Origin of the sequence: Actinacidiphila oryziradicis (assembly GCF_005047355.1) — a bacterium.
Taxonomy (GTDB): Bacteria; Actinomycetota; Actinomycetes; order Streptomycetales; family Streptomycetaceae; genus Actinacidiphila; species Actinacidiphila oryziradicis.
This window is the reverse complement of sequence record NZ_SUMC01000165.1, coordinates 1-11,407: the sequence shown is the minus strand read 5'-3', so window position 1 is coordinate 11,407 and position 11,407 is coordinate 1. Positions and strand designations below refer to the sequence as shown.

Below are 11,407 nucleotides of genomic sequence, written 5' to 3'. Positions count from 1 at the left end.
CCCGTCTCTTCGACGCCCAGGAGCAGGGAGCCACCGACCGCGAGCTCCAGAAGATCGCCGCCGAAGCGCTCAAGGAGGTGTACTTCCAAGACGGCGGCCGCCGCGCCGGCAGCCTGGAGGAGGTGCGCTTCACCGACGTGGAGCACATCGACTTCGACCTGTAGGTCCCCGAGCAGCCGTGAGGGCCCGAACCGCCTGTGACTGAGCGCCACAATTGGCCACTGAGTGCTTCACCTGGCCACTCTTGCACTCAGCGCACCGCCCATCTACCACACCCTGAGCGCCGCGCTTGATCAGTTGCCGCGATGCTCGGTCTTGGTCTTGAGGCTCGGAAAGTCGAATCGTCGGGAATCAGCTCCGGGTGGCGGCCATGAGCATCATCGCGGCGAGGGCGACGGCCGCAGGTCCCGGCACCACCCTGTTCCGACTGCGCGCGGCCCCCGTGCCTTCTTACCCCAGTGCATCCAGGAGTTCGCGCTCGCGCTCGCTGCTCAGGCCGGCCCGGCGGGGCCGGTCCAGACCCTCCTGCCGCTCCCAGCGCAGGGTGTCCGCCAGCAGCTCCGCCCGGGGCCGGTGCCGTAGGCCGGCCGCGCTGGCCGCAGCGCCGTTGCGGGCGCTGAAGCCGGCCCAGTCCGGGTCGGCCATCCACATCGCGATCGACTCTGAGCCCATGAACTGACCCACCTTCTGCCCGAGCAGCCAGTCGGCGTCGGCCTTCACCACCGGCCCGGTGTGCCCGCCGATTTCCCGCGACAGTGCGACCCACTCCCCGAAGGGCACGATCGGGCCGACCGCGTTGTACGTTCCGGTCGTCCCCTTCTCCGCACAGTCGAGCAGCCACGCCGCGAGGTCCCGCGCGTCAACCGCCTGCGTCGCAATGCCGGGGGAAGCCGGCACCAGCAGCGGCGCCAGCGGCTCGCGGGCCGCGCGACCGACCCAGTACCCGGTGCGGCCGCTGTGGTCACCGGGGCCGCCGATCAATCCCGCCCGCGCGATGAGGAGCCGGTCGCCCACGGCGGCCGCCGCGGCCTCCTCACAGGCCACCTTGGCCTCCCCGTACTCCTCGCGGTCGACCTCGTCCCGATCGGTCGCCGGGAGCAGTTCCGCCGACTCGTCCGCGTCCGGCTGCGCATGCGAGGCATACGCGCTGACCGACGACACGTACGACCAATGGCCCGTCCGCTCGCCGAGCGCCGCCAGCGCCCCGCGGACGAAGCCCGGCTGCCACGACACCTCGACCACGGCGTCCCAGTCCCGGCCCGCCAGGCTTTCGTACGCCGACGGATCGCGCCTGTCCGCAGCGACCAGCGCCGCGCCCTCGGCCGCTTCGCCACTTTCCCCGCGGGCCAGGCAGGTCACCCGATGCCCGCGTTCCAGTGCCTGCTGCGAAACCTCGCGGCCCACCCACGCTGTTCCGCCCAATACCAAGATCTCCATCAGCCCACCCAAACACGGACTGCGAACGCCTTCGGATCCTCATGGTCTCTGAGGACCGCCGACCGCTCTTCCCAGAACTCGATGGAGTCCAAGGAATACGCATAGACCATGTTCTCGTTCGGGTTGTCCGAGCGGAGGCGGTCCCGCATGTACTCGCGCAGCGCCTCCCCGGCCGGCCCGTCCGCCTCATTCCAGGTAGACGAATCAGCCATCAGCCGCTTCACAACTGCAGAGTTGGCTGTTGGATCACCGCCGGTCGGGCGAAGCTCGTAGGCGAGGCGCGCCGCCGCACGTGAGTCACCGATCAGGCTGGCAATCCGTACTGCACGACGGACGGACACCTGGAGCGGGCGGTCGTCGAACTCGTCGAGCGCCCTGTGTATGAGGGCCAGAACGTGGTCGGTGGAGGTCATTCGTTGAATGTAACGGGCTGCCCGCACGCCGCTCTGTTCAACAGCCCGAAGGGGCGGCCTGCCGGCAACCCAGCGAACCGCCCTTCGGGGTGGCTACGCCCAGCGGCACCCAGGCCCGGTCGTTGTGGAGCCCAGGGGTGGGTCGCGTAGTCGTCGATGAAGTTCCCCGGGTCGTACGGGGTCGCGGGGCGCACACCGTGGAAGACGTGCGCCGAGTGGCCCGCTACGAGCGTGGCACCCGCCGGCCGGAAGGCGGCCGCGGCCGCGCTGATGTGCGGAGCGGGCTTGGGGGTCACGGACCCCACGTGTGCCTTGGACCAGATCGGTGGACAGCAAGCCGGATGTCCGAGCCCTGGTGCAGGATGAAGGCCTCCACGTCGCCGCAGGGGACGTGGGCAGATCTGCTGTGTCCACGGGGCCGCGGCGTTGTGTGGAGTAGGGGCTCAGTGCCGGCTTTGGACGAGGTCCTCGAGGGTGAGTGCGACGCGTTGCCGGTTTGCGTCGAAGCCGAACATGAGGGTGGGGCGGTTGAGGGCGTCGGACTTGGACTGGTAGCGGAACTGCATGATCTGTCCGCACATCTGCCCCACGTCGGACATCAGCCCGTCCTGGCAGGTGGCCAGGACGGTGATGCCGTGATCCTGGGCGGCGTCCCGCAGCGCGGCAATGACTTCGCGCCGGTGCTCGGCACCGAGTGAGTCGCCCAGTTCGTCCAGGATCAGGACACGCCCTTGGGGATCGGGTGCCGCGAGCAGGGCGGCGAGGACGAGATGGATGGAGAAGAGCTTCTCCTGGGCGGTGTTGGTGGGCGCGTCGTAGTCCAGCAGCGGGCCGCTGGGGTTGCGCCGCCACCGGGGCACGACATGGCAGACCCACTGATCCTCGGCCGCAGTGGGCGCAGTGATGTCGTATTGCAGGTCCGCACCGTAGCCCCGGTCTTTCGCATCCAGACTGTTGAGGGTCCTGCTGATGCGGTCCAGGGCGCTCTGGACCCGTTCCTGGATGGACTCCTGGGTCTCGGCGAGGGCGTAACGGGACTCCTCGACCACGCCCTGGAGGAAAGTGTGCTCCTCCTCGCGTTCCTGGCGCTTTGCCTCCACCAGTTCCCGGGCGCCTGCGTCGCGTGCCTCATTGTCTTGAAGCCATGTGTCCAGTGCGCGCAGCGAGGCGCGGAAGATCCGCCCGGCGGGGTCGGGCGTGCCCGCCTCGTGGTGGCGCAGTGCGTCCGCGAGCTCCTGGGTGGCAACCCCGGTTGCCGCGCTGTCCGCGGCCAGCCCGGTGAGCGCGGCGGCCAGCCGGACTCGCCCCTCTGTATCCAGGACGGCGCTGGTCCGGCGCTCGGCCTCATGCGCGGGATCACGCCGGGCGACGGACCGGGTGTCGGCTTGGTCGTCGGGGTCGGCATCGGGGTCCTGTTCCGGTAGTGCGACCCAGTTCAGTGTGATCAGTGCGTCGTCCAGGGAACCGGCCCAGTCGGTCCTCGCCTGCCCGGCGGACGAGTCCGATTCCATCGCCCGGAGCCCGTCCCGTTTGCGTTCGGCTCCCTCGATCTTCCTGCGCAGCACGCCCAGGGCTGCGGCGAGCACGTCGGCGCGCCCCTGGGCCGTATCGAATGCCACCTTGGCCTGATGAGCGGCGGCCGACGCGCCGTCCGCAGCGCTCTGCAGGTCCGGAAGGGCCTTCAAGTGGTCTGCGAGTGTTTGTTCCAGCGCCTGGATCTTCGGCACCAGGCGCTTGGCGAGGTCGGACGCGTTGGCCCGCTCGATGTCGCTCTTCAGCTCGATGATCCGCCTGCGGTGCAGGTCGGCCGCCCCGGCGAGGTCCTTCCGCAGGTTCTCGGCGTCGTGCAGTTGGCGCTGCAGGTGGGCGCAGATGTCCTCCTGGCCGGCGATCGGCTGCTCGAAGCCGCCCATGACGTGGACGCCCAGCGCGGGCAGTGACGCGTGGGGAGGGCGGTCCATCCGTGTCGAGTGGGCGAGCGCGTGCAGGAACGGCACGGCGAGGGGGTCGGTGCTGTGGATACCGTCGGGCGCCGATCGCATGTCGGACAGGGGCACGAAGCCGGCCGGGGCAGGCGGGGTCGGGCCGGTGATGAGCAGTGCCCCCGGATGCGCCGCTACCGCCTCGGTGGCGCGTTCCAGGTCGCCGGGTGCGATGCACACGGCGTCCCTCCAGGGAGCGAGGCGGGCCTCCCAGCTGGGGCGTGCGTGCGCGTGGACTCGGGTGGCGGCCATCAATCCGACGGCTTCCACCTTTTCCGACAGCAGGGTCCGCAGGACGGTGGCTGCCGCACCGGTCCTGCCCTCACGGGCCTCGGTGAGTTCCTCCCCCAGGGCTTCGACGCGGCTGGTCGCCCCGCTGAGTTCCGCGAGCTTCGCGACCTGCTTGCCCTCGTGGTCGCTCACCAGGGCGGCGAGTTCGCCGGGTGGGGGCCCGGCGTAGCCTTCGGCGAGATCGCTGGCGTGCCGGTGGTCCTCCTCGGCCCGGCCCAGGCCGCCCCGCAGCTTGCCCTCCTCGCGGTTCGCGTCCGCCAGAGCTTGGTCGGCGGCTGTCTTGTCCAGCAGCGCCTGCGCGAGGACGTTCCGCAGTTGGCCGGTGTTGCGGGCCTGCTCCAGCTCTGTCTTCGCCTCCCCGTGCTGCTGGGCCAGGATGACCAGGTCGTGGTCGACGGCGGCGAGTTGCGCGGTGATGCGTTGGGCCCGGATCTGCGCGTCCACCAGGGCCCGGGCCCCGGCGCAGCGGCGGAAGTCGGATGCGCGTGCTGTCTCGCGCCTGGCGCGGGCCCTGGCGTCGACGGAGTGCAGGATCGCGTCCTCCGCCCGATGGGACGCCTTTCCCTGCTTGATCTTCTCGTCAAGGTCCGCCTGCGTTTGTGCCAGGGCTTTACGTGCCGCGACATCGTTGGACAAAATGGCGCCCCTGCCGGTCAAGGAAAGCAGCGCATCGCCGATCTGGGCGGGGTTGAAGTTGCCTGCGTCGAGCTTGAGCAGCGAGGGGCGCGACCGTATGCCTCCGCGGGTTGCGATGTAGGCCAGCAGTCTGGGGGCGCGGCCGTAGAGGACTTCGGCATACTCGGTGGGGCCCAGGGGCTTTCCGCCGAGTCGGCGGAAGAAGTCCGGGGCCCGCTCGTGGCGCTCGCGGTCCTCGCCCTCCAGGAGCAGGTGGACTCCCTGCCGGTGGCGTACCTCGATGTGCTGCGGTTTGGCGGATATCTGTAGCCAGACGGTGTGGGCGGTGGCCTGCGGGTCCTGTGGTTCGGCGAAGACGCCCACGACGTAGCCGACATGGGCCGGTCCGTGCCGGTCGGGGGAGGCCCCGGCGGTGACCGGTTCGAACAGCAGCTTGCGTGTGTGGATTGACCCGCCCGCGGACATGCGCCATTCGGGGTCGCCGAGCAGCAGCGCGAGGGCGGCAAGGAAGCTTGTCTTGCCGGATTCGTTGGAGTCCTTGGGCCCGCGCCCGGTCACCGCGACGAAGGTGCCGGGGATGACGGCGACCGGGTGCGCGGTCAGCCGGGCGATGTCGAACGTCTGCACGGCGATCAGTTGCCGGGTGCCGATCACGCCGCGCTTTGCGCGGGCCGTCGGGCTGCTCTGGTCGCTCACGGGCGGTCCGTCTCCTCGTTGTCGTGGATGCGGTCGCCCGTTGGGGGCTGTGCAGGTGTGCGGTCGCGTCGGCGCACGATGGCGGCAGCCAGGTGCCCGTCCGGGCGGCCGACCAGAATCAGGTCCTCCCAGAGCAGGGCGCTGCGGTGTTCGGGCAGGCGCTCCAGGGCCGGGCCGGGGATGTAGCGACCGGTCGTGGTCTCGGCGACCAGGCCCGCTGCCCGCAGGCCGCGCAGGGCGGCATTGATCGCGACCTTGGGTATTTCGCGGTTGGTGGCGAGTTCCTGGAGGGTGACGGAGTGCGGTTCACCGGTCCACCGGCTGTGCCGGTGCCGGCCCCGTGCGCGGGGGATCGCCACGGTGCGAAGCAGGACCAGGGCCAGCACGGCCCGTTCCGTGTCGGTGAGCGTGCCCGTGCCCTCCTGTACCAGTGCGTCGGCGGCGGGGTCGGTGTAGCCGGTGGTCCAGTTGCCGTCCGCGGTCTGCATGAGCTGGCGCCCGCACGGCAGCAGCGCTGCTTCGGCCAGTGCGCGGACCGCAGGGTCCGTCAGCGCGGGCAGGTCGCCACGCGGGACGGTGCGGCGCGAGGTCTCCAATGTGGCGATCGCAGAACGCACCGCGTAGTGGTCGGACGTGTCGAGCACCTGGTCCTCGTCGACCGGGACCGTGTGAGCAGAGGCAGGCTGGGACCGGCCCGGCCCAGCGGGGGATCCGTCCTCGGCCAGGGCCGGCAGCAGGTGGTGCCCGCGGCGAAGGCCCTCCACCGTGGTCCTGGGCAGCGCCGCGACCGCAGGGCCCAGCCGCAGTTCGCTGGCGCTCGCGGTGATCAGACCTGTGCCAGGCAGCGTTCGGTCAAGGGCCCGCTCGACGGACTCGCGGTCGGCGCCCAGCCCCACGCAGAGCTCCAGGATCCGGGTGCGCTGGAACGGCAGACCGGGGAAGGGCGCTCGTTCGGGCTCGGGCCAAGCCGCCCGCAGGCACGCCGCCCACACCAGGGTAGGAATAGGAGGAAGACCGAGCCGCGAGGCCAGCAGCGAGGGGTTCGGGGACGGGGCCGACTCGCCGTCCCAACCCAGGACCAGCGCGTCCAAGGCCTGCGGTCCACCCGTGATGCGCACCAGCCGGCGCCCCACCCGTGCCGCCGCGGCCGCCGCCGCCGCAAGCACGGGCCCGGGAACAGCAGCGGGTACCACCTGGCACACGCGCAACCGCCCCAGCAGCAGCGCAGCCTGGAAGGCGACCTCGTGATCGCGACCGTCCTGCTCGGGCTCAGCGCTGCTCATACGTCCCGCCCCGTGGAGGCGGGGTGGGTCGGAGACGGTGTACGGCGCAGGCGAAGCGAGTGCAGGTAGGTGACGCTTGCCTGCGGGTCGGCCAGCAGCCCGTCCTGGACCGTCACGGTATACGGCTCCGCCGGGTCATCGCCCAGCGCCAGCACATCGGTGATGATCGCCGCAGCCAACGGCCAGCCCGCCTCATACAGGGCCGCGGTCAGGTCGGCCTCCTCCGCACCGGCCAGCAACTCGTCGGCCAGCAGCCGGCGGCGCCCGCGCGCCCGCTCGTACGCCTCCTCGGCCCGCCTCAGCGCACCGTCACCCTCTCCGTCGCTGTCGTCGTCCGGCAGCGGCGGACGCACCCGCACCCGTGAGCGAGGAGCGAAGCCCTCCACCGTCTCGAAAAGCGACGACGCCTCGATCCACACAGCGGGCATGTCCGCGACCAGCGCGCCACCGACCCGCGACAGCAGCGCGACGTCACCCTTGAACGCGGCATCGGTGTACTCGGCGACCGTCAGGACATCGAAGTTGAGGCTGTCACCAGCCTGCTCCACGACCTTGTCGGCAGCCGCCATGAGCTGCTGGCGGTAGAACTGTTCCGCCTCGATGAGCGCGGCGGCGGCCTCCTCCAGCGCCCATTGCCCGCGGAACCGTTCGGTGACGAGCTTGTTCAGGTCAGCGACCTGGCGGGTGAAACCCTGGTGGTCGTGCTGCCGCTGGGACTGCATCAGCTCCGCCGGTGTCCCGATTGCGACCTGGCGCTGCAAGTCCAGGGCGAATACGCGCAGGGCATTGCGGCACGACACTAGGTAGTCTAGTGCGGCGTCCGGGTCCGGACGGCTGCGGTCGAACACCGCCCTGGCCCGGTCCAGCAGCAGGATCAACTCGTCCACCCCGCCATGCTCGGCGAGCCGCTCCGCGGCCAGCGCCCCCGCCAGCCCGGCCGGGCGCACCACGTAGCGGTCATGGTGCGACTTGAGGATGTACGGCTCAAGGAACCCCAACTGGGTCAGCACGCTCAGCCGCCGGCCGACCAGGTCCTGCGACCAGCCCTGCGCGTTGCCCACCAGCGCTTCCAAGACCTCGGCGCGGGTCAGGCCCTGGGACCCGGAGTGCTCCGCGAACACGTTGAGGATCGCGACCGCGAGCCTCGCCACCTCCGGGTGCCGGGCCACCGCCCCGGCGTCCTCGGCCACCGGGGCCATGAAGGCACGCCAGTTGGCCAGCCGGACAGCCGCTTCAAGAGCAGCCCCGTCACCCTCGTCACCGAACGCGATCTGCTCAGCCATCAGCCGGAACCCGGCCCAGCAGCGCGTCCAGGTCCGGCAGCACCTTCTCGTGCAGCGGCTCCTGCTCCACAGACTCCCCGCTCTCAGCGATCACCGCCGCCAGGGCCCGCAAGTCGACCGGGCCCTCGGCCGCCATCCGCGCGGCCAGCGCCCTCGCCTTCGAGTACATCCCCGGCTTCTGCTGGCGGTAGGGGCCAGCGCGCCACAACTCGACGTCCATGCCCACCGCGTGGACGCTGCGCCCCAACCGCCGCGAGAGGTCATCGACGATCGCGATCCCGTCCGCGTCCAGATCCCCCCAGATCGCCAGACGAGCCGGGCGCAGCCACTGCAGCAGCGAGACCAACTGGTTCGCGACGTAACCGTGCCCCCAGATGCACAGCCACTGGGAGGTGATGTCCGCCATCGCACACACACGCTCGAATGTGTCGGAGTTCTCCACCAGGAACACCCCGTGCGCCCCGTACTCCACCTCACCGACCAGCCGAAGTGCCCCGGCCGGCAGCGCCACCCAGGGGTTGGCCACCGAGGCATCGGCCGCCACCGGGCCGATCCGCCAGCTCAACGGCCCCCGGACACGGATGTCCACATCGGCCTCGTCCAGGGCGCGGTCGAAGCTGATCGCGACCAGGTTCTCGAAGGCCGCCTGCCGCGCCGGCCTCCACATCTTCGAACCCCCCAAGGCCATGCCCGCCAACGCCTTGGCTGTCATCCGCTGCCCGGCCCGATGACGGGGCCACCAATACGAGGCGGCCCGCAGCGCCGCTTCGTAGGCCGACCAGGCCTCGGTCGCGGTGGCCGTGCCCGCGGGAACACGAAGTGGAGAACCGGTCTGGCACCGGATCAGCAGTTCCCGCTCCCGCCCTAGTTCCCCGACGCCCTCCATCAGCGCGAGCAATTCCCCCCGCACCTCGTCGGGGTCGCGCTGCCCCCGCAGGTCCTGCAGCAGTTCCTCGGCCTGTAGCGCCCAGGAATGCGACAGGTACCACCGCTGCGGCCCGACGATTTCCAAGTCGTCGTCGACGTCACAGCGCAACACCACGCCCCCGCAGCGCACCAGCGCAAGGGCGACGTCCATCGACTGGGCGCCGAACCTGGCCACCACTGTCGCCCAGGATCGCCGCCCCACGGTCAGCACCCAGATCAGATCGCGCACACCGAGGTGCTGCGGCGGCCGGTAGGCGGGCTGCGCCGCGACGGCGACCAGGTCCGCTTCCGTGATGTCCAGGAGCCTGCGGCGATTGCGAGGTGCGCGATTCGCGCCGTCGCGCCGCACCGGAACGGACAGTGCCTGGGTGCCCTCCGGGACCCCGGTCACGGGCACCGGGACACGCCCCTCAGCCTCGCTGAACAGCAGGTTCACCGCGCCCGTCGTTCCAGTCACATAGCCCCCCACGGACCGCACGGACCTCGCCCGCGTCTTGCTTCGTACGCACATTGCCACAAAGGCGGCCGTGAATCGATGGGAACCTCATGATGAGAGAGCCGCCTGGTACGGGCGCAAGCGGGCAGGCAAGCAGTCCGCCGGGCTGTTCCGGGCAGTGCAGTCTGCCGCCTGTGGGCCGATCCGCAGAGTTGGGCATCTGCAAGCCTGACGGCAGTCGGGCCCCCGACGGTACCGTCCGTCAGCAGTGGGGGCCGGCCAGCGGTTCACGCACCGGCGACTGGTTGAAGGGAACCCGCAGCACTCTGTGAGGTGCCCAAGATCTTCCGGACAGGGACCCAATAGGGTTGCCCTGAAGAGGAAGCGAGAGAGAAGTGGCACCACCGAGCAAGTACTCGCCGGAGTTCCGTGAGGAAGCCGTCCAGATCGCGTTGAGGTCGAGCAAGACGATCTCGGAAGTTGCCCGGGAACTCGAACTGAACCCGGAGACACTTCGCGGCTGGGTGAAGAAGTACCAGAAGCAGCAGGAACCGGCCATGATGCGGAATTGTCGGTGAGCGAGCGGGCTCACCTTAAGGCTACCAGACCCCTCTGATATCCCGAACGATCCGCAACGCGGCACGGAACAGGAAACTCGCACACGGCGCAATTTTCCACTCCGACCGCAGAAGCAACTACATGTCAGCCGAGTTCGGGAGGACGCTGGAGCGGTTCGGGCTTCGCAGATCTGCCGGCGATTTCGCGGGCGCGGTGGGCGGCGAGGTCGGTGATGGCGAAGACCGTCTCGCTGGTCCACTTCTTCGTGCCGAGGCGGCGGCGTCTGCGGCGGATGCGGACGACCTGTTTGACGCGGGTGGCCTTGCCAGCCTTGCTGGCGGTGGTGACCGGCGGTAGAGCTCGGACGGACGCTCACCGCACCACACCGAGCACGTCTACGACGTCCCCTTCATCATCTCCTGCGACGCTGGCCAAGGCGAACTTGCCGTGAAGGCACCGCACTTCATGCTCGGCCGCTTGAGTCGCTCCTTCAGCACGGTCCACCGCAAGGCACAGGACTCCGCCCGCGCCCGCCTGCACGAGTGGGCCGCCACCGGACGCATCGACGGCTTCGCCCTCGCCTACCTCGGCAACGTTGGCCGGTCCACCAACTGGTCGAAGGCTGCTCGTGCGCGGTCGGTGTCGCCGTGGAAGGCGCCGGCGGTGATGAGGGGCAAGTCCGCCGAGATCTCGGCCGAACTCCGCAACCGATACCCGCCGCAGTCAGCCGACCCACCGCGTTTGTCGACGTTTGCTGGGTAGCCGGCGAACGGTGGCCAGGTGAGCAGCTTGGCCTGGTCTGCATTCCATCGCCTGGTGTCACTCGGTCCAGCACACCGAATAGTGGAGCAGCGGCGGGAAGGAGCGCATCCCCCACATCTTCTCGAGGGACGTTACCTGGATCGGCGAAGGCCAGGTCCTCAGCGTTCCTATCAGGTCAGCGCTCTACACCCACTCCACGCCGATCTCGGCGAGCGCGGCCCGCTGCGGTCCGGTGAGCTTGTCCCGACGGTTCTTGGTGTTCATCAACCAGGTACCGAGCTTGATGGTGGTGCCGTCGGGGAGCTGCTCGGCGTGGGCGCGGGGGACAGAGAGGGTTCCTTCTCGCGCGAGGTACTGCGCGAGCGCCGCTACACCGCGGGCGAAGGCCGCGGACAGTCCATGGCTGGAGCAACTCGTCGCCGCCGGCCCCGAGCGCCTCGCCCAACGCACAGAACTCCTGCCGCAGTGGCTGCGCGTTCACGGCGATGCCCGCGGGGACGCGCTGCAGAGGTGGCAACGCATCGTCGACATGCTGATGGTGGCGGGCGAGACCCGCCTGTCGGACCTCGCCGACTAACGACGTGGTGCTCGATTGAGGTCGGGCCGTGTTGGCCTGGCGGGTTGGCTGGTGGTTGATTACCGCATGGCCGCGCGGTCGGAGACCAGGCCGGCGATGGCTTGGTAGGTCTGGTCGAAGTACTCG

Annotated in this window: 10 protein-coding genes and 1 pseudogene; 4 read left to right on the top strand and 7 right to left on the bottom strand. The window is 70.1% G+C overall.

Going from position 1 to position 11,407, the window contains the following annotated elements:
* Positions 1-164, top strand: a pseudogene (locus FCI23_RS51280) (telomere-protecting terminal protein Tpg); the annotation flags it as partial.
* A 286-nt stretch (positions 165-450) separates the two neighbouring features.
* Here FCI23_RS51280 and FCI23_RS51275 read toward each other — a convergent pair.
* The 6 genes from FCI23_RS51275 to FCI23_RS51245 all read right to left on the bottom strand — a co-directional run bounded on the left by FCI23_RS51275 (position 451) and on the right by FCI23_RS51245 (position 9,405).
* The gene (locus FCI23_RS51275) at positions 451-1,437 is read right to left on the bottom strand and encodes an NAD-dependent epimerase/dehydratase family protein (protein ID WP_136730819.1); all 987 of its coding nucleotides are present in this window, start codon (positions 1,435-1,437) and stop codon (positions 451-453) included.
* The gene (locus FCI23_RS51270) at positions 1,437-1,850 is read right to left on the bottom strand and encodes a hypothetical protein (RefSeq protein ID WP_136730818.1); all 414 of its coding nucleotides are present in this window, start codon (positions 1,848-1,850) and stop codon (positions 1,437-1,439) included. The genes FCI23_RS51275 and FCI23_RS51270 overlap by 1 nt, the downstream gene beginning before the upstream one ends.
* 443 nt (positions 1,851-2,293) lie before the next feature.
* Entirely contained in the window at positions 2,294-5,455 is a 3,162-nt protein-coding gene (locus tag FCI23_RS51260; protein ID WP_136730817.1) for a coiled-coil domain-containing protein, read from the bottom strand.
* Positions 5,452-6,738: a hypothetical protein gene (locus tag FCI23_RS51255; RefSeq protein ID WP_136730816.1), complete on the bottom strand. Its 1,287-nt coding sequence runs from the start codon at positions 6,736-6,738 to the stop codon at positions 5,452-5,454. Before FCI23_RS51255 ends, FCI23_RS51260 begins: the two co-directional genes overlap by 4 nt.
* A complete protein-coding gene (locus FCI23_RS51250) occupies positions 6,735-8,021 on the bottom strand; it encodes a hypothetical protein (protein ID WP_136730815.1) in 1,287 nt (428 codons plus the stop codon). Before FCI23_RS51250 ends, FCI23_RS51255 begins: the two co-directional genes overlap by 4 nt.
* Positions 8,014-9,405 carry a Wadjet anti-phage system protein JetD domain-containing protein gene (locus tag FCI23_RS51245; RefSeq protein WP_169317396.1) on the bottom strand — a complete coding sequence of 464 codons (1,392 nt, stop codon included), beginning with the start codon at positions 9,403-9,405 and terminating at the stop codon, positions 8,014-8,016. Before FCI23_RS51245 ends, FCI23_RS51250 begins: the two co-directional genes overlap by 8 nt.
* Positions 9,406-9,779: 374 nt before the next feature.
* Between FCI23_RS51245 and FCI23_RS51240 the strand changes: the two genes are divergently transcribed.
* From FCI23_RS51240 to FCI23_RS58910, 3 genes are all read left to right on the top strand, one after another.
* Positions 9,780-9,962 carry a transposase gene (locus FCI23_RS51240; protein WP_136730813.1) on the top strand — a complete coding sequence of 61 codons (183 nt, stop codon included), beginning with the start codon at positions 9,780-9,782 and terminating at the stop codon, positions 9,960-9,962.
* 121 nt (positions 9,963-10,083) lie between these two features.
* On the top strand, positions 10,084-10,299 hold the full coding sequence (locus FCI23_RS51235; RefSeq protein WP_136730812.1) for a hypothetical protein: 216 nt from the start codon (positions 10,084-10,086) through the stop codon (positions 10,297-10,299).
* 120 nt (positions 10,300-10,419) lie between these two features.
* Positions 10,420-10,704 (top strand): hypothetical protein, encoded by a 285-nt coding sequence (locus FCI23_RS58910; RefSeq protein ID WP_211265844.1) that lies wholly within the window; start codon positions 10,420-10,422, stop codon positions 10,702-10,704.
* A gap of 183 nt (positions 10,705-10,887) precedes the next feature.
* Here the strand turns inward: FCI23_RS58910 and FCI23_RS51225 are convergent, their stop codons facing one another.
* Positions 10,888-11,154 carry a helicase associated domain-containing protein gene (locus tag FCI23_RS51225; RefSeq protein ID WP_136730811.1) on the bottom strand — a complete coding sequence of 89 codons (267 nt, stop codon included), beginning with the start codon at positions 11,152-11,154 and terminating at the stop codon, positions 10,888-10,890.
* Between the last annotated feature and the right edge of the window lie 253 nt (positions 11,155-11,407).

Bases quoted from the DNA above. Each gene is read 5' to 3' on its own strand.
- FCI23_RS51275 (WP_136730819.1), bottom strand. From the start codon at position 1,437: ATGGAGATCTTGGTATTGGGCGGAACAGCGTGGGTGGGCCGCGAGGTT.
- FCI23_RS51255 (WP_136730816.1), bottom strand. From the start codon at position 6,738: ATGAGCAGCGCTGAGCCCGAGCAGGACGGTCGCGATCACGAGGTCGCC.
- FCI23_RS51250 (WP_136730815.1), bottom strand. From the start codon at position 8,021: ATGGCTGAGCAGATCGCGTTCGGTGACGAGGGTGACGGGGCTGCTCTT.
- FCI23_RS51235 (WP_136730812.1), top strand. From the start codon at position 10,084: ATGTCAGCCGAGTTCGGGAGGACGCTGGAGCGGTTCGGGCTTCGCAGA.
- FCI23_RS51270 (WP_136730818.1), bottom strand. From the start codon at position 1,850: ATGACCTCCACCGACCACGTTCTGGCCCTCATACACAGGGCGCTCGAC.